We start from the raw sequence: 19,770 nt of genomic DNA, 5'->3' as shown, positions 1-19,770 counted from the left end.
AGACCCCTACTTACTCAACCAGATTGATTTCCTCGGTCTCGCCGCCGCTGCAGACGTAGCAGCAGTCTTCGCAAGCTTCCTTGTTGTTCGGACCGGTGCCCCAATAGGTCTGCTTGTCGCCGGAGACCCAGGCGCCGTAGCAGATGTTCTCGCCCTGCTGGCAGGAGAGGTGGATCTGCTTGGATTCGCCGTCATCCAGATAATAGACCTGATTGCCGCCCGGCCAGACATGCTTGCGGTCCTGGCTGTAAAGCTCGACCTCGACGGCGTTCGGATGCTCGTTGCGCATCACGAAGCTCACGTCCGCAGACAGCGCTTGTCCAGCGGTGGAGCAGATGGTTGCCGTCAAAACCACCAGGGCTGCGCGGCGCATCGCCGGCAGCGAATTAAAAATCAACATGAAGCCCCCTAATGATAGCGCCTGATCAGCGGCGCCCGTTCATATGCCCTGATTTGCAAGAATAAATCGAGATGGAGGGGGACGTCCTGGTAGATTTTTCTTGGACCCTCAAGCAACCCTCTTGTAAAACAGCGTGGTGGCGCAGAAACCGCCCTGCGGCCACATGGCATAATCCGGAATGACTCCGACCCGCTCCCAGCCGAAGCGCGGATAGATCTTTTCCGCCTCGCTGCCGGTCGCCGTGTCGAGCACCAGAAGCGTGCGGCCGCGCCGTGCGGCTTCCGCTTCCACCGCCTCCATCAGCCTGCGCGACAGGCCGAGCCCTCGGGCGGAGCGATGCACGAGGAGCTTCATCAAGTCGCCGCGATGCGGCTGGTTCGGCTTCGAGGCAAGGCCCACCTGCACCGTGCCGACGACCTTGCCCTCCACTTCGGCCACCGCGAGGATGATGCCGCCTTTTTCGACCGCATCGGCAATCTCCTGCCAATAGCCGACTGCATCCTCCGGCGCGAAGGGCAGCATGAAACCGAGCGAGGCCCCGCCATTGACGCAGTCGGACAGGGTCTCGGAGAGATCGGTTATGGCAGCGCGGGTTTCGCCGGCATTGAGGATGCGAATGATGACGGTCATCTTGAAAAATCTCCTGATGAAAATGCTCAGCGGCCGCGGTCGAGGATGACCGCATACCGGGCCGGCTGGTCGGATGGATTGTGGAAGTCGAAGGCATCGCCGATATCCATGTAGAGGCAATCGCCGGGCTGCAGCCTATGGACGGTTTCGCCGATGATCATCTCCAGCACGCCTTCGAAGAGCCAGACATGCTGGGTCATCACCCGGCTTTCCTCGCGCGGCGGAAAGCTGACCCGCGCATGGGCGGGGAAATCCACCTCGACGATATCGACGCGCGACGGCGTGCCCGGCGGTGAAACCGAGCGGCGCAGATAACCCGTATGCGGATCGCGCCACAGCTTCTGCTCCGCCCTGCGGCTGAGCGGAGAGCTCTGCGGTTCGTCATCGGCGAAGAAGGCGGAGAGGGAAAGTCCGAGCGCTTCCGACAGCCTTGCCAGCAGCGCGGCGGTCGGGCTCGCCTCCGCCCGCTCCACCCGCGAAATCATCGCACGGCTGACGCCGGAGCGGCTCGCCAGATCGTCCAGCGTCAGGCCGGCGCGGGCGCGCAGGCTCTTCAGCCGCTCGCTGATGGCGTTCTCGATGTCATGATCCGTCGTTTCCATGATTTGAGAATTGCATTCTCTTATAATAGAATCAAGCGGTACGATGATGGAACCGTCGAATTTTATAAGCGATGGCGCTTCCGCGATAGCTCCTGTCATGGTCCATCGGCTATGGAGCAGTATCGGGCTTCAAGTCGGCGGAACCTGCCGACGCCCGCGCTTGCGGAGAGACGAGATGAACGGCCAGACAATCGAGACGGCGTCGCCCCTGTCGATCGCCAGCATCGTCGTCTCGATGACGATCGCCGCCATCGGCAGCGGCATCATGTCCGCCTATGTTCCTTTCGTGCTGACGCAGACGGGCGACACCTGGGCCGCCAGCGCCGCCGTCCCGACGCTCGCCTTTGGCGGCCTGGTCGGCTGCCTCGTCGGCGGCCCGCTGATCCGCCGGGTCGGCCATGCGCGCCTGTTCTCGTGCTCGATGGCGATGGTGATCATCGCCGCCGTGCTGATCGCCACCAACCCGCCGCCGATCTACTGGGTGCTGGCGCGCGGCGTCTATGGGGCAGCCTCCAACGTCAATTTCATCATCGCCCAGAGCTGGCTCAACCACGCCGCCTCCAACGAATGGCGCGGCCGGGCAATGTCGTTCTTCTACATGGCTTTCGTGCTGGGGCTCGGCGCCGGCGCCTGGTTGTTCGGCCGTATTCCGACGGATGGCAATCTGGCGCCGCTCGCCGTGGTGTTCGTCACCGCGCTCGCTATCCTGCCGATCGGGCTGACCCGCCTGCCGAACCCGCCGGCGCCGGCCAATGTCAATGTCGACATCAAAATGGCCTGGCGCATCTCGCCGGTCGGGCTGATCGGCGTGCTCGCGTCCGGCGGCCTTTCCATGGTGATACAGGGCTTCGTGCCGATCTACGCCACCACCAGCCACGTGGCGCAGACGGATGTGGCGCTGCTGATGCTGGTGATGCAGACCGGCCTGCTGTTCGTGCAATATCCGCTCGGCATGCTGTCGGACCGCATCGACCGCCGCTTCGTGCTCTTGATCACCTGCGCGCTGATCGTTGCGGCAGGCGCCGCGGCGCTGTTCGTCTCCTTCTCGATGATGATCGTCCTGATGCTCGTCTTCCTCATCTTCGGCGGCGCGGTCGAGACCGTCTATTCGGTCGCCAATGCGCATGCCAACGACCGCGCCGATCCCGGCGACTTCGTGCCGCTCTCCTCGACGCTGCTGGTCGCCTGGTCGACGGCGGCGACCATCGTGCCGCTCGGGGTGACGCTGCTCACCCCCGCTTTCGGCCAGCACACCTTCATCTATGCGGTGATCCTGGTGGCGATCGCCTATGGGACTTACGTGATCTGGCGCCTCAAGGAACGCGTGGGCGTGCCGGCCGACGAACGGGAGAATGTCGGGCTCAGAAGCGCACAGCTTCCGAACGCCTCCGTCATGACCGGTCCGGAGACCGAAAAGCCCGCCAAATAGCCCACGCCGCCGGGCTTTATCCTCAACGAAAGGTTATCTTTCCGCTTTGCGGCAGGGATTCGCGCTGCTATATGCGCGACCATGAGCACCAATTCCACCCGCACTCCGCTTGACCATATCCGCAACTTCTCGATCGTGGCGCATATCGACCACGGCAAGTCGACGCTGGCCGACCGGCTGATCCAGACGACCGGCGGCCTTGCCGAGCGCGACATGTCGGAACAGGTGCTGGACTCGATGGATATCGAGCGCGAGCGCGGCATCACCATCAAGGCCCAGACCGTGCGCCTGCACTACAAGGCGAATAACGGCGAAACCTATATCCTGAATTTGATCGACACGCCCGGCCACGTCGACTTCGCCTACGAGGTCTCGCGTTCGCTGTCGGCCTGCGAAGGTTCGCTGCTCGTCGTCGACGCGTCCCAGGGCGTCGAGGCGCAGACGCTCGCCAACGTCTACCAGGCGATCGACAACAACCACGAGATCGTCACCGTCCTCAACAAGATCGACCTGCCGGCGGCCGAACCCGACCGTATCCGCGAACAGATCGAGGAAGTGATCGGCATCGACGCGTCGCAGGCCGTGCTGATCTCGGCCAAGACCGGCCTCGGCATTCCCGACGTGCTGGAAGCGATCGTCCACCAGCTGCCGCCGCCGAAGAGCGAACTCGGCGAAAAGGGCCCGCTGAAGGCGCTGCTGGTCGACAGCTGGTACGACACCTATCTCGGCGTCATGGTTCTGGTACGCATTCTCGACGGCGTGCTGACCAAGGGCCAGACCATCCGCATGATGGGTACCGACGCCAAATACCAGGTGGAGCGCGTCGGCGTTCTGACCCCGAAAATGCTGGCCGTCGACAGTCTTGGCCCGGGCGAGATCGGTTTCTTCACCGGCTCGATCAAGGAAGTCGCCGATACGCGCGTCGGCGATACGATCACCGAGGACAAGAAGCCGACGGCGCATGCGCTGCCGGGCTTCAAGCCGGCTCAGCCGGTGGTGTTCTGCGGCCTCTTCCCGGTCGATGCGGCCGATTTCGAGGACCTGCGCGCCGCGATGGGCAAGCTGCGCCTCAACGACGCCTCGTTCTCCTTCGAAATGGAAAGTTCGGCAGCGCTCGGCTTCGGCTTCCGCTGCGGCTTCCTCGGCTTGCTTCATCTGGAAATCATCCAGGAGCGCCTGGAGCGCGAGTTCGACCTCGACCTGATCGCCACCGCGCCTTCGGTTGTCTACAAGCTGACGATGACCGATGGTTCCGAGCGCGAGCTGCACAATCCGGCGGACATGCCGGATGTGGTCAAGATTTCCGAAATCCAGGAGCCGTGGATCAAGGCAACGATCCTGACGCCCGACGATTATCTCGGCGGCATCCTGAAACTCTGCCAGGATCGGCGCGGCATCCAGACCGAACTCACCTATGTCGGCAAGCGCGCCATGCTCACCTATGAGCTGCCGCTCAACGAAGTGGTGTTCGACTTCTACGACCGCCTGAAGTCGATCTCCAAGGGTTATGCCTCGTTCGACTACCATCTGCACGGCTATCGCGAAGGCAACCTCGTGAAGATGTCGATCATGGTCAACGGCGAGCCGGTCGACGCGCTCTCCATGCTGGTCCACCGCTCGGCCGCCGAAAAGCGCGGCCGCGACATGTGCGAGAAGCTGAAAGACCTGATCCCGCGGCACATGTTCAAGATCCCGATCCAGGCGGCGATCGGCGGCAACGTCATCGCCCGCGAAACGATCTCGGCTATGCGCAAGGACGTGACCGCAAAATGCTACGGCGGCGACGCCACCCGCAAGCGCAAGCTGCTCGACAAGCAGAAGGAAGGCAAGAAGCGCATGCGCCAGTTCGGCAAAGTCGACATCCCGCAGGAAGCCTTCATTGCCGCGCTGAAGATGAAGGACGACTGATCTTTCCAATGACAGTTTATGCGCATATATTTTGCGCTGAACTTGGAGGTTGGAATGTCCCAGCCCGCCCGCAAATCGACTAGGCTTTTGTGAGACGGCAACCTTATTGCCGAGGCTCGCGCGCTGAAGATCGACCTCTCGCAGTCCGCCGAGGAAGGCATCGCCAAGGCCCTCAAAGCCGAGCGGGAGCGCCTTTGGCGGCTGGAAAGTGCCGAGGCAATCCGGTTTCACAATGAGTATGTCGAGAAACACGGCCTGCCGCTGGCAAAGTATCGCCGGTTCTGACGACGCGGTTTGATCTTATCGTCACCTCAGCCCGCCCCTCAAAAAATCCGCCAATCACTAAAACCTTAATAAATCCTGCAAACGCTTTGAAATCTCGCTGCTGCACAGTGATTGCAGGTGATGAGTTCGTGCGCTGATATGGCGCCAGCTCAAGGGCATGACGCCGATCTTCACTGCCTGAGCCCGTAACGTGTCCTTCCCACCTGCGAGACGCTTCATGAGCAGCATTTCCTACAATCAGTCGGCGGCGTCTGCGCTGTTGCTGCTGACCGGCTCCGCCAAGGCGCTGGAGCGCAACACGATCCAGGTGGCAACCGGCCGCAACGTCAATACGGCATCCGACAACGCCGCCTATTGGTCGATCGCCACCTCCATGCGTTCCACCGGCATGTCGCTCTCGGCGGTCGGGGACGCATCGGGCCTTGCAGCCGCGATGGCGGATACGGCGTCGCTCGGCATGGAGGCTGCGACCGGCCTCGTTTCCGAGATCAAGGCAAAACTCATCCTGGCGCGCTCGCCGGGCGTGGACCGAGACGCAATCAATGCGGAGATCGGCCAACTCAAGGATCAGTTGGGCATGGTCGCCGAATCGTCGTCCTTCAACGGCGAGAACTGGCTGAGTTCCGCCGGGACGCCGGGTGTCAAGTCGCTGCTGGCATCCTCATCGACAGGCCCCGACGGCACCACGGCCCTCAACACGATCGATTTCGATACCGCCTCGACGACGCTGGTCGGCAGTAGTGACGCCGCCGACGGGCTTCTGACCAAGGCCTATTCGGGCACCACCGACAACGGCACCGCCTACGAATATTACCTTCTCGACACGGGATCGCAGGGCTCGGCAACCGCCAGCGAAATCAAGATCTCGAATTCGACCACCGAAGACGAGCTGGACGGGATGATCTCCGCCACCGACAGCATGCTTTCGGGCCTCACCTCCGCCGGCGCCAAACTCGGCTCCACTTCGAGCCGCATCGGTGCCAATACGGAGTTCCTCTCCAAGCTGCATGATGCGATCGACCGCGGTGTCGGGCGCCTGGTCGATGCCAACATGGAAGAGAGCGCCGTCAGGCTTGCCGCCACGAAGGTGCAGCAGCAACTCCAGACGATCGGCCTCAGCATCGTCAACGAGCAGTCGAAACGCATTCTCGACCTCTTCCGCTGATACCTCCCCGATATCCGGCCCTTGGGTATGCTCGGGGGCCGGATGTTTCGTTCGCTCGCGGGGTAAGACCCAGCGGGAAGGCATCCCCGCTCTTTTTATTCCTGTCCCTGCGACAAGAAACCAGACGCGATGGCGTCGGAGCACCTTCAGCGCAGGGCCACGCAATTGTCAGTGGCGCCCCGCATGCAGTGGGCGCGGCATGTCGGAATGGGTGATCCAGACGCGGCCATCGAACGCCACTTCGCCGTGATCGAGCTTGTTGCTGGCGATCCTCTCGATGAGGCCGAGCTTCGAGCAGACGTCGCCGATCCTGCCGTCGTTGACGACGCAGACGGCCTGGCATGTGCCGCCGTCGCGCATCACCAGAACGGTGTGGTGGCTGTTTCGCACGATCTTGTTGGGCAATGTCACGAGCGTCATGCTCTTCTCCCTGCTGTATCCAAGTTACGGCTGGCGTGCCGACAGAGGAGGCTCGACCAATATGGTCAACAAATGGTTAACGGAGCGGGATTGATACGCCGCGTACTCCGCGAGCCGGGCGACGCCTTGCCCGAAGCAGGTCAGGTGACCGGCTTGGTCTTGGCGGCGTCCGAAACCTCGCGCAACGGTGCGCGGCTCAACTCGTTGCCGGCGGCAATCGCCTTGCGCAAAAGCCGCAGCAGTTCGTCCGTCTCTTCTGCCGTCAGGCCGCGCACCATCAATTCCTGCGCCGCCTCCACCGCCGGCGCTATGCCGTCGAGCGTCTTCCGCCCCTCGTCGGTGATCTGCAATTCGCGGGCGCGCCTGTCCTTGGTGCTGGCATTGCGCACCAGCAGGCCCTTCTGCACCAGCCGGTCGATGACCCCGGTAATCGTCGTCCGGTCGTAGGCGATCAGCCCCGCAAGCGTTACCTGATCGATCCCGGGATTGGTGCTGATCGCCGCAAGCGCCGCGTATTGGACGGGTGTCAGGTCGTAGCCGGCTTGCTCGACCTCGGCATGGAAGACCGCCACGGCGATCTGCTGGAACCGGCGGGCCAGATGCCCCGGCATGTCATCGTTGTCTTTCACCAAACTCTCCAAAACCATCGCAAGCTTGACACGTATACTGATAATCAGTATACTGATCAATATTGGATCCGCCGAATCCATTTCCGCGGACGCCATCAAGAAACATGCGGAGGAAACTGGTTCCATGCAATTCCATCTGAATGGGTTCGAGCCCGGCGACCCGGAAATCTTTCACCCGGAGGATCGATACGCTGCACCTGTCGAGGCAGGGCCGCTTCCTGAGGAAGTCGATGTCCTGATCGTCGGCTGCGGTCCGGCAGGCATGACGCTCGCCGCACAGCTGTCGGCCTTTCCCGACATCAGGACCTGCATCGTCGACCAGCGATCCGGCCCGCTGCTGCGCGGCCAGGCCGACGGCATTGCCTGCCGCACGATGGAAATGTTCCACGCCTTCGGTTTTGCCGAGCGCGTGCTCCAGGAATCCTACTGGGTCAACGAGACCACGTTCTGGAAACCTGACGACGCAAAACGGGAGAACATCGTCCGCAGCGGCAGGATCGACGATACCGAGGATGGGCTTTCCGAATTTCCGCATGTCATCCTCAACCAGGCGCGCGTGCAGGATTTCTTCCTCGACGTCATGCGCAAATCACCGACCCGGCTCGAACCGCATTATTCGCGACGCCTGATCGATCTGGAGACCGACCCGGCCGCCTCCGACTATCCGGTGACCGCGAGGCTGGAGCGCCTCGAGCCCTCCCACGAAGGTGAAATCGAGATCATCAAGGCCCGTTACGTCGTCGGCTGCGACGGGGCGCGCAGCACGGTGCGCAAGTCGATCGGCCGGGCGCTGCACGGCGATTCCGCCAATCACGCCTGGGGCGTCATGGACGTGCTCGCCGTTACCGATTTTCCCGACATCCGCCTCAAGGCGCTGATCCAGTCCGCCGGCGAAGGCAGCATCGTGCTGATTCCGCGCGAAGGCGGCTACATGGTCCGCATCTATGTGGAGATGGACAAGCTCAACGAGAACGAGCGGGTCGCGAGCCGCAACATCACCGTCGACAAGCTGATCGCGGCCGTGCAGCGTGTCCTGCATCCCCACACGTTCGAGGTGAAGGAGGTCGCCTGGTGGTCGGTCTACGAGATCGGTCAGCGGCTTACCGACAAGTTCGACGACGTGGCCGAAGACGCGATCGGAGAGCGTCTGCCCCATGTCTTCATCGCCGGTGACGCCTGCCATACCCACAGCCCGAAAGCCGGCCAGGGCATGAACGTCTCGATGCAGGACGGGTTCAATCTCGGCTGGAAACTGGCGGCCGTCCTGCAGGGACGGAGCAGGCCCGATCTGCTGCACAGCTATTCCGCCGAACGCCAGACCATCGCCAAGGAACTGATCGACTTCGACCGCGAATGGTCGGCCATGCTGAGCGCGCCGCTGAAATCCCCGGATGATCCGGATGGCGACGGCGTCGAGCCGGCGGAAGTGCAGAAATATTTCGTCCGGTCGGGGCGTTATACCGCGGGTACAGCGACCCGCTACACGCCGTCGGTGCTGACCGGCGAAGCCACCCATCAGCATCTCGCCAAGGGGCTGACGATCGGCACGCGGTTCCATTCGGCGCCGGCGATCCGCCTGGCCGATGCCAAGCCTACGCAACTCGGCCATGCCGCCAAGGCGGACGGCCGCTGGCGCATCTATGCCTTTGCAGGCGCGGAAGATCGCGCGGCCCCCTCCTCGCGGCTGCGGGCGCTTTGCGATTTCCTGGCGGGCTCCCCCACCTCGCCGGTGAAGCGACATACGCCGGCCGGCCAGGACATCGACTCGGTGATCGATTTCCGCGTCGTCTTCCAGCAGGCCCATCGCACGCTTGCCGTCGAAACCATGCCGACTTTCCTGCTGCCCCGGAAGGGCCGTTACGGGCTCCGCGACTACGAGAAGATGTTCTGCCCCGACTTCAAGAGCGGGCAGGATATTTTCGACATGCGCGGCATCGATCGGGAACAGGGCTGCATGGTCCTGGTGCGGCCGGACCAGTATGTCGCGCATGTGCTGCCGCTCGACGGATATGCCGAGCTGTCGGCGTTCTTCGATGGCTTCATGGTGCCGCAGAACTAGCCCGCTTCCGGTGTGGGAATTGGTTTTTTAGAGACTAATTTCCGCGGCAAACAATCTCCGCCCTCATGGCGCCATTTCGATTGACGGCTAATTTGTACAACCGTACAAATTGCGCGGACAATTGACAATGGATCTCCATGCGCCCGAATTTGAGGGAAGCCTTGCTCAGAAACGCCGTGACCCTGTTTTCCCGCAGCGGCTACAATGCCGTGTCGCTGCGGGACATCGCCAAGGCGTCCGGAGCCAATGTCGGCAGCCTGACCTACCATTTCGGCTCGAAGGCGAAATTGCTGCGGGAGGTCTACGAGCGCCACACGGTGCCGATGAACGCCCGTCGCCGCGAGCTTCTGGGCGAAGCGCTGCGGATCAGCGATCCCGATCAGCGGCTGATGGCGATCCTGCGCGCCTATGTCGTGCCTGCCTTCGTTTCCTCGTCCGAGGGCGATGGCGGCGGTGCCGAATTCACCCGGATGCGGGCGGTGCTGTCGGCAGAAGGAAACCCCGACGCCCAGGCGATCATCGCGGACGCATTCGACGAAACCAGCCGTGCCTTCATCAAGGCCTTAGCCGACTGCGTGCCGGGTGCATCATTGAGCGGGCTCGTCTGGCGCAGCCAGTTCCTGCTCGGCTCGCTCTATTACGCCCTGATCAATCCAGACCGCGTGACGCGTCTTTCGGGCGGCACGGTCGATGGGAACGATCGGGAAGCCGCCGTCGATCAACTCGTCGAGGCAAGTTATGCGAGCTTTCGAAGCCTCGGCGTCGAAACCAGGCAATCCGCTGCAATCTGAAATGCGCATGGGAGGAGAAATGAACGAACATCGCCAGGAGAGCGGTCACGGGACGGCAACCGCGCGGCGGAAACCGAACTTCATACTGCCTGTAAATAGCTGCGACGCGCATTGCCATGTGTTCGGCCCGGGCGCCGTGTTCCCCTATGCCCCCAACCGCAGTTATACGCCGGAGGATGCGCCGAAAGAGGCGCTGGCAAGGCTCCACGACCGGCTTGGCATCGACCGCGCCGTCATCGTTCAGGCGAGCTGCCACGGGACCGACAACCGCGCCATGCTCGACGCGATTGCCTGGCGGCCTGATCGTTATCGCGGAGTGGCTATCGTCGACGACAGCTTTGACGACCGCGCCTACCAGGCACTCCACGACGGCGGCGTGCGGGGCGTCCGCTTCAATTTCGTCCGCCACCTCGGCGGCGCGCCTGACATGGACGTCTTCGGCCGGGTGATCGATCGCATCAAGGGTCGCGGCTGGCATGTGGTGCTGCATCTCGACGCCGCCGACATCGTGCCACTTTCGGACATGATCGCCCGACTGCCAGCGCCCCTCGTCATCGACCACATGGGTCGCATCGACACCAGCCTCGGCACCGACCAGCCGGCGTTTCAAACGCTGCTGGAACTGGTGCGGCGGGAAAACTGCTGGATCAAGGTCTGCGGGTCGGAACGTATCTCCCGCTTTCCGTTCGATACGGCGGTACCTTTTGCCAAGGCGCTGCTGGAGGCAAGCCCTGACCGGTGCCTCTGGGGCACCGACTTTCCGCATCCCAACCTCAAGGAGCCCGTCGACGAGGCCGATCTCGTGGATCTCGTGCCGAGGTTCGCGCTGACGGAAGAGGATCGGCGGCGGCTGCTCGTCGATAATCCAGCACGTTTATACGGTTTCGCCGCCTGAGCGGTCTTTAGAGGAGGAGGAAAGAATGGATTACAAAACTATGGGGAGATCGGCGAGCCGGTTTCGACAGCCGGCGCGATGGATGAAGTCTCTGGCTGTCGCCGTGACCCTGATACTGCCGACCGGCGCCATGGCGCAGGACGCTTATCCGTCGAGAGACATCACCCTGGTTCTGCCCTTCGGCCCCGGCGGGATTGCCGACATCACGGCGCGCCTGGTTGCCGAATCGCTCGGCAAGAAGCTCGGCAAACAGATCGTCATCATGAACCAGCCGGGTGCCGGCGGTTCGGTCGCCGCCCGGGCGGCGCTGAACGCTCCGGCAGACGGTTATACGCTCGCCCTGCTTTCGAACGGCACGGCGATCAGCGTTCCGCTCTTCAAGAACCTGCAATTCGATCCGGTCGCCGATTTCGTGCCGGTATCGAGCCTTGCCTATTTCGATTTCGTGTTCGTCACCAAGGCGGATGGCAAATTCAAAACCCTGAAGGATGTGCTGGAAGCCGCCAAGGCCAAGCCGGGCGCGCTCAATGTCGGGACGATCAATGTCGGCAGCAGCCAGAACCTGGCAGCCGAACTCTTCAAGTCGACATCCGGGATCGATTTCACCATCGTGCCTTACAAAGCCACGCCCGATCTTCAGGTCGCCCTGCTCGGCGGCGAACTCGATGTGATCATCGACAGCCAGACAGCCCTGAAAGCTGCCCTGCAGCAGAACCAGGCGACCGCCATCGCCTCATCCGGCCCGACGCGCTCCAGCCTCTCGCCAAACGTCCCGACCGCCGCGGAAGAAGGCGTCAAGGGTTTCGACGTGACGTCCTGGAATGCCATCTTCGCACCGAAAGGCACGCCGCCGGAAGCGGTGAAGAAGCTGAACGCCACGCTCGTCGAAGTCCTGGCCGACCCTGCCCTCAAGAAGCGGTTCGCGGATCTCGGCGTCGAAGCCCGTTCCAGCACGCCGGAGGAGATCGGTGGCCGCCTGAAGGCCGACATCCAGAAATGGTCGGACGTGATCCAGAAGGCGGGCATCCCGAAGCAATAACGCTCGACTGGTCCCGGAGAGGCACTTCGGGGCTAGAGCCTTTCAGGGTTAAATTGAAGCGTTCTGCCGGAGCAGGTTTTCGTCAGGGCAGAGGCGATTGGCGAAGGGCATACCCCGATGTACGTCCGAGCCGATCGCCTCTGATCCTGGCGGAAAGATGCCCGGCCCTTCGGGTTGGCTGAAACGGGCCGCCTGATCGACCGGCCGGCTTGGCCGTAGAGCATGGCTACGACGCGCGCCGGCCGGTCGATCATCCGACTCCGTTTGAGCCAACAGAACGATTCAATTTAACCCTGAAAGGCTCTAGTCCTTGCCTGCCTTGGGAGCCGCCCAGGGCATCGGCCGACGATTGAGAAACGTCTCGATGCCGGCGCGGCCCTCGGCGCTTTCCCAACGGTCGGCAAGCAAGCCGGTGCTGTAGCCGACCGGATCTTCGACCGCCTGGCGGGCGAGACTTTGCACAAGGCCCTTGGCGCTGGCGACGGCGCCGGGAGCGCAATCGAGAAAAGCCGAAACCTCCTCTTCCACCGCCGCAGCGAGTTCGTCGGCGGTGCGAACGACGGACACGAGACCGATCTCGCGGGCCGTGACCGCATCGAAGCGGCGGGCGTTGAGGAACAGCCGGCGGGCATGGCCTTCACCGATCCGGCGCACGACGTAGGGTCCGATGGTGGCGGGGACCAGGCCGAGCCGTGTTTCAGTGAGCGCAAACCAGGCGCTGTCGGCCGCGACAACGATATCGCAGACGGCCATCAGGCCGATACCGCCACCGAAGGCATTGCCCTGAACCCGGCCGATCAGCGGTTTCGGCAGGTCGTCGAGCACCTTCAGCATGAGAGCAAGTTCCGTCGCCCCCTCGATCTTGCCGGCGCGATCCCTCGCCGCCTGGTCGCGCATCCATTGCAGATCGCCCCCGGCGCAGAATGTGGAGCCGGCGGATGTGAGAACCACGACGCGCACCGCCTCGTCGGCCGCGAGCTTGCCGGCCGCGTCCGCCAGCTCGGCGATCATCCGGGCGTTCATAGCATTGTGCTTTTCGGGCCGGGCGAGGGTCAGTGTCACCACTCCGCGGGTATCCCGTTCCAGCGTCAGCGTCTCGTAAGCCCCCATCAGCGCGGCCCCCTCAAACTCCGTGCGAAATCCTCGGCTTCGGACAAGCGGTCGCGGTCGATGCGGGTTTCGAAACCCAGGGCATGCAGATGATCGACCGTCTTGCCGGTCGCAACATTACCCTCCGCCCCTGGCGCATAGGGGCAGCCGCCAAGGCCGCCGGCCGCGGCGTCGAAAACGCGCAGGCCTTTTTCGAGCGAAACGGCGATGTTGTCGAGCGCCCGGCCGTTTGTATCGTGAAAATGCCCGGCGAGATGTGCTGCCGGCAGGCGCTCGAGGACCACATCGAGCATGGCGGCGACCCGATCCGGCGTGCCGGTGCCGATCGTGTCGGCCAGCGCCACCTCACCGCAGCCGAGCGCATGAAGCTCCGTTGCCACCCGTGCCACCTGGACCGGCGGCGTCGGACCATCGAAAGGACAGTCGACGGCGCAGGAGACGTAAGCGCGGACCGGGATCCCCTCGCGGCGGGCACTGTCGATCATCGGCGCGAACCGCTGAAAACTCTCCGCGATGCTGCAATTGATGTTGCGGTGGCTGAAGCCTTCGGACGCCGAGGCGAAGACGGCGACTTCATCCGCTTTGGCCGAGACGGCCGCCGCATATCCCCGCACGTTCGGTGTCAGCACTGTGTAGAGCGTGCCCGGCCGACGGGTAATGCCGGCCATGACCTCCGCGCCATCGGCCATCTGCGGTACCCAGTCGGCACGCACGAAGCTCGTCACCTCGATCTTCTCGAAACCGCAGGCCGAAAGCAGGTCGACCAGCCGGATCTTATCGGCAGTGGAAATGAGCCGCTTCTCGTTCTGCAGGCCGTCTCGCGGCCCCATCTCGTGGATGCGGACGAATTCAGCCATCCTGCGGCTCCCCAGATTCCGGCTCTCCAAATTCCGGCTCCAAGATCAGCAGCACCGCGCCTTCGATCACCTGCTCGCCCTGCGACACAAGAACCTCGGCAATCGTCCCATCGCGCGGGGCGGCAAGCGTCAATTCCATCTTCATGGCTTCCATGACGACAAGGGCCTCGCCCTTCGCGACGGCGGCTCCCGGCGTGGCACGAAGGAGTTTCACAAGGCCCGGCATGGGAGCAACGATGTGATCGCTGCCGGCGGCAATCTCATCCTCGCCGGCAAGTGGATCGATGAGGCCGAAGTGCCAGTTCTCGCCATCGCCGAAGATCGTCAGGTCACGATGGCCAGGCACGAGATGAAACCGGCGTTTACGGCCGTCGACCTCCAGGAGATAGGTATCTTCGCCCAAACGAGAAAGGCCGAAATCGACCTGTCTACCGTCGACGATGGCCGCATAAGCGCCCTCCCCGGTCGATCCGAACGAGATCGGCACGTGCTGGCCGCGGTAATCCAGTTCGACGAAGTCGGATGCTTCCGACCATAACCGGAATCCGGACAAGCGGCCCCAGGGATCGCTGACGGTCTTCGGCTCGAGTGCGCCGGAAAGCTTCAAGGCGGCCAGCGCCATTGTCTCGCGAGCCGGGGCCTGACCGATCGTCAATTCGGCCAGATGCCGGTCGATGAGACCTGTCTCCGGCCGGCCTTCGACGAAATCAGGCTGAATTGTTAACCGCCGAAGGAACGATGCGTTGGTGGTGACGCCGGTGGCGCGGACCTCGGCAAGGGCGGACGACAGCAGCGACAGCGCCGTCTGGCGATCCGGCCCGCGGGTGATGATCTTGGCGATCATCGGATCGTAGAAGGGAGAGATACGGTCGCCGGTGCGCACGCCGCTGTCCACACGCGCCAGTTCCTCCGGCAGGTCCAGATGCGCAAGCCTGCCGGTGGCGGGCAGAAAACCCCGCTCGGCATCCTCCGCATAAAGCCGCGCCTCGAAGGCCCAGCCGCTGATGAAAAGCTCGTCTTGGCTGCGCGGAAGAGGCTCGCCAGACGCGACGCGAAGCTGCCATTCGACGAGATCGACGCCGGTGATCGCCTCGGTCACCGGATGCTCCACCTGCAGCCGGGTGTTCATCTCCATGAACCAGAAACGGTCGGCCTTCAGCCCATCGGAGGCATCGGCGATAAACTCGATCGTGCCCGCGCCGGAATAGGAGATTGCCATCGCCGCCTTGACGGCCGCTTCGCCCATGGCAAGGCGCATCTCCTCCGGCATGCCGGGAGCAGGAGCCTCCTCGATGACCTTCTGGTGGCGGCGCTGCAGCGAGCAGTCGCGCTCGAAGAGATGCACGACATTACCGTGGTCGTCGCCAAAAACCTGGATCTCGATATGGCGTGGATGGGTAATGTATTTCTCGATCAGGCAGGCGGCATCGCCGAATGCGGCCGAAGCCTCGCGTTGCGCCGAGGCGAGTGCTTCCCTGAAGTCGGCCGCGCTTTCGACCCGCCGCATGCCCTTGCCGCCACCACCGGCGCGCGCCTTGATCAGCACCGGGAAGCCGATGCGCTCGGCCTCATCCAGCAGGAAATCCGGGTCCTGTTCGGCGCCGTGATAACCCGGGACGACCGGTACGCCCGCCTTTTCCATCAGCGCCTTGGCGGCGTCCTTGAGGCCCATGGCGCGAATGGCGTCGGAGGATGGGCCAATGAACCGGATGCCGGCGGATGTTACCGCGTCGGCGAAGTCCGGGTTTTCCGAGAGGAACCCATAGCCGGGATGGATTGCGTCGGCACCTGTCCGCAGTGCCGCGTCAATGATCGTTTCGCCTTGGAGATAACTTTCCGCGGCGGGGGACGGACCGATATGGACCGCCTCGCCGGCAAGCGACACATGCAGGGCATCCCGGTCGGCGTCGGAATAGACGGCGACGGTCGCGACACCCAACCGGTGGCAGGTGCGGATGATGCGGCAGGCAATTTCGCCACGATTGGCTATGAGGACTTTTCTCAGCATTGGGCGGTCCCCGCAATGGGCGAGCGGTGCGGCAAGCTCCCGATCTCCCCCCTTGAGGGGGAGATGTCATCGGAGATGACAGAGGGGGGTGGAGCGGCGGACTCAACTAAAGAGGAGTATGCGGCGCTACCCCCCTCTGCCCTGCCGGGCATCTCCCCCTCAAGGGGGGAGATCGAAATGCGGCGCTGTTCTCTCGTCCCGTCATGGCTCGGAGGGAGGGCAAGCCTAAGGATGTTCATCAAATCCGACATCCGTCCCTCACATCCGGAACACGCCGAAGCGTGTTTCTTCGATCGGTGCATTCAACGCGGCGGAGAGGCTCAAGGCCAGGACCTGACGGGTCTTGGCCGGGTGGATAATGCCGTCGTCCCAGAGGCGGGCAGCGGCATAAAGCGGGTGGCTCTGTTCCTCGAACTGGTCGAGCACCGGCTGTTTGAAGGCCGCTTCCTCGTCCGCGCCCCACGTCTTACCGCCGCGCTCGATCGCCTCGCGCCGGACAGTGGCCAGCACGCCGGCGGCCTGCGGGCCGCCCATCACTGAGATGCGGCTGCTCGGCCAGGTCCACAGGAAACGCGGCGAATAGGCCCGGCCGGCCATGCCGTAATTGCCGGCGCCGAAGGAGCCGCCGACCAATATCGTGACCTTGGGCACCGAGGTGGTCGCAACCGCGGTCACCAGCTTGGCGCCGTGCTTGGCGATGCCTTCCGCCTCGTATTTGCGGCCGACCATGAAGCCGCTGATGTTCTGCAGGAAGACGAGCGGGATTTTCCGCTGCGAGCAGAGTCCGATGAAATGAGCGCCCTTCTGGGCGCTTTCGGAAAACAGCACGCCGTTGTTGGCGATGATGCCGACGGGGATGCCGAAGACATGCGCGAAACCGCAGACCAGCGTCATGCCGAACCGTGCCTTGAACTCGTCGAATCGCGAGCCGTCTACGACGCGGGCGATCACCTCGCGGATGTCGTAAGGCGTGCTCAGGGAGGACGGGACGATCGCGGCGATCTCTTCCGGATCGTAGAGCGGCTCTTCGGGCGTCGCCAGCATCACGGTATCCGGCTTGCGGGTGTTCAGCCCTGCGACGGCGCGGCGGACCAGCGCGAGCGCATGGGCGTCGTCGCGGGCGAGATGATCGGCCACACCGGAGAGGCGGGTGTGCACATCGCCGCCGCCCAGATCCTCGGCCGAGACTTCCTCGCCCGTAGCTGCCTTCACCAGCGGTGGGCCGGCGAGGAAGATCGTTCCCTGGTCCTTGACGATGATCGCCTCGTCGGACATCGCCGGCACATAGGCACCGCCGGCGGTGCAGGAACCCATGACGGCGGCGATCTGGGCGATGCCCTTCGCCGACATGCGGGCCTGGTTGAAGAAGATGCGGCCGAAGTGATCGCGGTCGGGAAATACCTCGTCCTGGTTCGGCAGGTTGGCGCCGCCGGAATCAACCAGATAGACGCAAGGCAGCCGGTTCTCCTCGGCGATCTCCTGGGCGCGCAGATGTTTCTTGACCGTCATCGGGTAATAGGTGCCGCCCTTCACCGTGGCATCGTTGGCGACGATCATCACCTCTCGGCCCTCAACCCGGCCGATACCGGTGACGATGCCGGCCGCCGGGCTCGCGCCGCCGTACAGCCCATGTCCTGCGGTGGTGCCTATTTCGAGGAAGGGCGAACCGTGATCCAGCAGCCGAGCGATCCGCTCGCGCGGAAGCAGCTTGCCGCGCTTCACATGCCGCGCCCGCGCTTCCTCGCCACCGCCGGCTTCGGCGAGCGCGACGGCCGCCTCGACCTCGGCAAGCTTTGCCTGCATCGCGGCGCGGTTCGCTTCGGCAGCTTCGCTCCTCAGATTGACCGCAGACCGGATGACAGTCATCAGACGGTTTCCTTGAAGAGTTCGCGGCCGATCAGCATGCGGCGGATTTCGGACGTGCCGGCGCCGATCTCCATCAGCTTGGCGTCACGCAGCAGCCGGCCGGTCGGGTTGTCGTTGATATAACCGTTGCCGCCGAGGATCTGGATTGCCTGCAGTGCCTGCTGGGTCGCCTGTTCGGAGGCATAGAGGCAGCAGGCGGCGGCATCCTGGCGCGTCACGGCGCCGCGATCGCAGGCGGCGGCCACCGCATAGACATAGGCACGGGCGGAATTCATCGCCGTGTACATGTCGGCGACTTTGGCCTGGATCAGCTGGAACTCGCCGATCGATTGGCCGAACTGCTTTCGCTCGTGGACATAGGGCATCACCACATCGAGGCAGGCATGCATGATGCCGATGCCGATGGCCGAAAGCACGACGCGCTCGTAGTCGAGCCCCGACATCAGCACGCGCACGCCGCCACCCTCGGCGCCCATGACGTTTTCGGCCGGCACTTCGCAATCCTCGAATACCAGTTCGCAGGTGTTGGAGCCGCGCATGCCGAGCTTGTCGAGCTTTTGGGCGGTCGTGAACCCCCTGAACCCTTTTTCGACGAGGAAGGCGGTGATGCCTTTCGAGGCGGCGGTCGGATCGGTTTTGGCGTAGACCACCAGGACCTCTGCATCCGGGCCGTTGGTGATCCACATCTTGGTTCCGTTGAGCACATAGCGATCGCCGCGCTTTTCGGCGCGGAGCTTCATCGAGACCACGTCGGAACCGGCGCCTGGCTCGGACATGGCGAGCGCGCCGACATGCTCTCCCGAGCAGAGTTTCGGCAGGTAACGCGCCTTCTGATCGGCATTGCCATTGCGGTTGATCTGGTTGACGCAGAGGTTGGAATGAGCGCCGTAGCTGAGCGACGTGGAGGCCGAGGCGCGGGCAAGTTCCTCGACGGCGACCACATGAGCGAGATAACCGAGGCCCGTGCCGCCGAATTCCGGGTCGGCGGTGATGCCGAGCAGGCCGAGCGAACCCAGTTCAGGCCAGAGATCTCGGGCAAATTCGTTGCTGCGGTCGATTTCGTCGGCGCGAGGCTTGAGTTTTTCCTGCGCGAAACGGTGGACCGTCTCACGAACAGCGTCGACCTCCTCGCCGAGCGCAAAATTCATGCTTGCGTGGAACACCCTGCATCCTCCCGGTGTACCAAGTTCAGTATGTCAGAAAGTAGTGGGGCAGCGGCGGCAGGTCGTCAATGGCTGGACGAGGCTGCGACGCGACATCGCAAGATACGGTCTTCCGGTTGGCCCCCATTGAACGAAGATTGCCCTATTCGGGCAGATGATAGGGGTGAATGCCGGGAGCCCATTCGTTATTCGGCATGCGCGTGCCGGTATAGGTCACTCCGCTCGGCGACTTGCAGCGGTAGATCCGGGTCGGCATGACATCGCCATAGAGAATGTCGAAACCGCCACGGCTGCGATAGACGTTCTCGATATCGCTGGTGCAGTCATAGGCCTGTTTCTTCACGCGTTCTTCCTCGGGCACGACGCCGGGCAGGTTGCGGAAATAGGTCTGCGTATCCTTGGGGAAGGCCTGGGGCTCGGCTGCGAATACCTCAGCCGGAATCAGCGCGGCGACAAGCAGCGCCACGAGCATTACGGCCGGCAGTATCCATGCACCTTTGAGCATCAATCGACT

The 19,770-nt window shown here is 63.4% G+C and carries 19 protein-coding genes; 8 read left to right on the top strand and 11 right to left on the bottom strand.

Annotated elements, in window-relative coordinates:
* Positions 1-10: 10 nt before the first annotated feature.
* From RG540_RS21845 to RG540_RS21835, 3 genes are all read right to left on the bottom strand, one after another.
* The gene (locus RG540_RS21845) at positions 11-373 is read right to left on the bottom strand and encodes a hypothetical protein (protein ID WP_046600492.1); all 363 of its coding nucleotides are present in this window, start codon (positions 371-373) and stop codon (positions 11-13) included.
* A gap of 135 nt (positions 374-508) precedes the next feature.
* Entirely contained in the window at positions 509-1,030 is a 522-nt protein-coding gene (locus RG540_RS21840; protein ID WP_038592428.1) for a GNAT family N-acetyltransferase, read from the bottom strand.
* A 26-nt stretch (positions 1,031-1,056) separates the two neighbouring features.
* A complete protein-coding gene (locus tag RG540_RS21835) occupies positions 1,057-1,632 on the bottom strand; it encodes a helix-turn-helix domain-containing protein (protein WP_038592425.1) in 576 nt (191 codons plus the stop codon).
* 175 nt (positions 1,633-1,807) lie between these two features.
* Between RG540_RS21835 and RG540_RS21830 the strand changes: the two genes are divergently transcribed.
* From RG540_RS21830 to RG540_RS21820, 4 genes are all read left to right on the top strand, one after another.
* Positions 1,808-3,061, top strand: coding sequence for an MFS transporter (locus tag RG540_RS21830; protein ID WP_038592422.1), 1,254 nt, complete (start codon positions 1,808-1,810; stop codon positions 3,059-3,061).
* 81 nt (positions 3,062-3,142) lie between these two features.
* Positions 3,143-4,969, top strand: a complete 1,827-nt coding sequence (lepA, locus tag RG540_RS21825) for a translation elongation factor 4 (protein WP_038592419.1) — start codon at positions 3,143-3,145, stop codon at positions 4,967-4,969.
* 105 nt (positions 4,970-5,074) lie between these two features.
* Positions 5,075-5,254: a type II toxin-antitoxin system CcdA family antitoxin gene (locus RG540_RS31780; protein ID WP_244446703.1), complete on the top strand. Its 180-nt coding sequence runs from the start codon at positions 5,075-5,077 to the stop codon at positions 5,252-5,254.
* A gap of 217 nt (positions 5,255-5,471) precedes the next feature.
* Complete coding sequence (locus tag RG540_RS21820; RefSeq protein WP_038592416.1) at positions 5,472-6,419, top strand: flagellin N-terminal helical domain-containing protein; 948 nt, start codon at positions 5,472-5,474, stop codon at positions 6,417-6,419.
* A 168-nt stretch (positions 6,420-6,587) separates the two neighbouring features.
* On the opposite strand, the gene RG540_RS21815 is transcribed toward RG540_RS21820, so the two are convergent.
* Together RG540_RS21815 and RG540_RS21810 are read right to left on the bottom strand one after the other, a co-directional pair.
* Positions 6,588-6,839, bottom strand: coding sequence for a hypothetical protein (locus RG540_RS21815; protein WP_038592413.1), 252 nt, complete (start codon positions 6,837-6,839; stop codon positions 6,588-6,590).
* Positions 6,840-6,979: 140 nt separating this feature from the next.
* Positions 6,980-7,468, bottom strand: a complete 489-nt coding sequence (locus RG540_RS21810; protein WP_038592410.1) for a MarR family winged helix-turn-helix transcriptional regulator — start codon at positions 7,466-7,468, stop codon at positions 6,980-6,982.
* A 124-nt stretch (positions 7,469-7,592) separates the two neighbouring features.
* Here RG540_RS21810 and RG540_RS21805 point away from each other — a divergent pair, with 124 nt between their 5' ends.
* The 4 genes from RG540_RS21805 (at position 7,593) to RG540_RS21790 (ending at position 12,252) form a co-directional block, all read left to right on the top strand.
* The gene (locus tag RG540_RS21805; RefSeq protein ID WP_038592406.1) at positions 7,593-9,527 is read left to right on the top strand and encodes an FAD-binding monooxygenase; all 1,935 of its coding nucleotides are present in this window, start codon (positions 7,593-7,595) and stop codon (positions 9,525-9,527) included.
* A gap of 137 nt (positions 9,528-9,664) precedes the next feature.
* The gene (locus RG540_RS21800) at positions 9,665-10,318 is read left to right on the top strand and encodes a TetR/AcrR family transcriptional regulator (protein WP_038592403.1); all 654 of its coding nucleotides are present in this window, start codon (positions 9,665-9,667) and stop codon (positions 10,316-10,318) included.
* Positions 10,319-10,337: 19 nt separating this feature from the next.
* A complete protein-coding gene (locus RG540_RS21795) occupies positions 10,338-11,213 on the top strand; it encodes an amidohydrolase family protein (protein ID WP_038592400.1) in 876 nt (291 codons plus the stop codon).
* Between the two features lie 25 nt (positions 11,214-11,238).
* Positions 11,239-12,252: a Bug family tripartite tricarboxylate transporter substrate binding protein gene (locus RG540_RS21790; protein ID WP_080725001.1), complete on the top strand. Its 1,014-nt coding sequence runs from the start codon at positions 11,239-11,241 to the stop codon at positions 12,250-12,252.
* 303 nt (positions 12,253-12,555) lie between these two features.
* Here the strand turns inward: RG540_RS21790 and RG540_RS21785 are convergent, their stop codons facing one another.
* From RG540_RS21785 to RG540_RS21755, 6 genes are all read right to left on the bottom strand, one after another.
* Positions 12,556-13,362, bottom strand: coding sequence for a crotonase/enoyl-CoA hydratase family protein (locus tag RG540_RS21785; protein ID WP_038592394.1), 807 nt, complete (start codon positions 13,360-13,362; stop codon positions 12,556-12,558).
* On the bottom strand, positions 13,362-14,219 hold the full coding sequence (locus RG540_RS21780) for a hydroxymethylglutaryl-CoA lyase (RefSeq protein WP_038592391.1): 858 nt from the start codon (positions 14,217-14,219) through the stop codon (positions 13,362-13,364). Before RG540_RS21780 ends, RG540_RS21785 begins: the two co-directional genes overlap by 1 nt.
* The gene (locus RG540_RS21775; RefSeq protein WP_038592388.1) at positions 14,212-16,227 is read right to left on the bottom strand and encodes an acetyl/propionyl/methylcrotonyl-CoA carboxylase subunit alpha; all 2,016 of its coding nucleotides are present in this window, start codon (positions 16,225-16,227) and stop codon (positions 14,212-14,214) included. The genes RG540_RS21780 and RG540_RS21775 overlap by 8 nt, the downstream gene beginning before the upstream one ends.
* Positions 16,228-16,485: 258 nt before the next feature.
* Positions 16,486-18,093 carry a carboxyl transferase domain-containing protein gene (locus RG540_RS21765; protein WP_038592382.1) on the bottom strand — a complete coding sequence of 536 codons (1,608 nt, stop codon included), beginning with the start codon at positions 18,091-18,093 and terminating at the stop codon, positions 16,486-16,488.
* Positions 18,093-19,256: an isovaleryl-CoA dehydrogenase gene (locus RG540_RS21760; protein ID WP_038592379.1), complete on the bottom strand. Its 1,164-nt coding sequence runs from the start codon at positions 19,254-19,256 to the stop codon at positions 18,093-18,095. Before RG540_RS21760 ends, RG540_RS21765 begins: the two co-directional genes overlap by 1 nt.
* A 142-nt stretch (positions 19,257-19,398) precedes the next feature.
* Positions 19,399-19,761, bottom strand: a complete 363-nt coding sequence (locus RG540_RS21755) for a hypothetical protein (protein WP_038592376.1) — start codon at positions 19,759-19,761, stop codon at positions 19,399-19,401.
* Positions 19,762-19,770: the final 9 nt, after the last annotated feature.

The sequence above is a fragment of the Neorhizobium galegae bv. orientalis str. HAMBI 540 genome (genome assembly GCF_000731315.1).
Classification (GTDB): domain Bacteria; phylum Pseudomonadota; class Alphaproteobacteria; order Rhizobiales; family Rhizobiaceae; genus Neorhizobium; species Neorhizobium galegae.
The sequence above is the reverse complement of the archived record's forward strand: the minus strand, read 5'-3'. Positions and strand labels throughout refer to the sequence as shown.

What these genes read in the sequence shown, in the direction of transcription:
- RG540_RS21805 (WP_038592406.1), top strand. Translation starts at nt 7,593, where the DNA reads ATGCAATTCCATCTGAATGGGTTCGAGCCCGGCGACCCGGAAATCTTT.
- RG540_RS21785 (WP_038592394.1), bottom strand. Translation starts at nt 13,362, where the DNA reads ATGGGGGCTTACGAGACGCTGACGCTGGAACGGGATACCCGCGGAGTG.
- RG540_RS21775 (WP_038592388.1), bottom strand. Translation starts at nt 16,227, where the DNA reads ATGCTGAGAAAAGTCCTCATAGCCAATCGTGGCGAAATTGCCTGCCGC.
- lepA (WP_038592419.1), top strand. Translation starts at nt 3,143, where the DNA reads ATGAGCACCAATTCCACCCGCACTCCGCTTGACCATATCCGCAACTTC.
- RG540_RS21755 (WP_038592376.1), bottom strand. Translation starts at nt 19,761, where the DNA reads ATGCTCAAAGGTGCATGGATACTGCCGGCCGTAATGCTCGTGGCGCTG.
- RG540_RS21830 (WP_038592422.1), top strand. Translation starts at nt 1,808, where the DNA reads ATGAACGGCCAGACAATCGAGACGGCGTCGCCCCTGTCGATCGCCAGC.
- RG540_RS21820 (WP_038592416.1), top strand. Translation starts at nt 5,472, where the DNA reads ATGAGCAGCATTTCCTACAATCAGTCGGCGGCGTCTGCGCTGTTGCTG.
- RG540_RS21765 (WP_038592382.1), bottom strand. Translation starts at nt 18,093, where the DNA reads ATGACTGTCATCCGGTCTGCGGTCAATCTGAGGAGCGAAGCTGCCGAA.
- RG540_RS21780 (WP_038592391.1), bottom strand. Translation starts at nt 14,219, where the DNA reads ATGGCTGAATTCGTCCGCATCCACGAGATGGGGCCGCGAGACGGCCTG.
- RG540_RS21815 (WP_038592413.1), bottom strand. Translation starts at nt 6,839, where the DNA reads ATGACGCTCGTGACATTGCCCAACAAGATCGTGCGAAACAGCCACCAC.
- RG540_RS21845 (WP_046600492.1), bottom strand. Translation starts at nt 373, where the DNA reads ATGCGCCGCGCAGCCCTGGTGGTTTTGACGGCAACCATCTGCTCCACC.
- RG540_RS21840 (WP_038592428.1), bottom strand. Translation starts at nt 1,030, where the DNA reads ATGACCGTCATCATTCGCATCCTCAATGCCGGCGAAACCCGCGCTGCC.
- RG540_RS21835 (WP_038592425.1), bottom strand. Translation starts at nt 1,632, where the DNA reads ATGGAAACGACGGATCATGACATCGAGAACGCCATCAGCGAGCGGCTG.
- RG540_RS21800 (WP_038592403.1), top strand. Translation starts at nt 9,665, where the DNA reads ATGCGCCCGAATTTGAGGGAAGCCTTGCTCAGAAACGCCGTGACCCTG.
- RG540_RS21795 (WP_038592400.1), top strand. Translation starts at nt 10,338, where the DNA reads ATGAACGAACATCGCCAGGAGAGCGGTCACGGGACGGCAACCGCGCGG.
- RG540_RS21790 (WP_080725001.1), top strand. Translation starts at nt 11,239, where the DNA reads ATGGATTACAAAACTATGGGGAGATCGGCGAGCCGGTTTCGACAGCCG.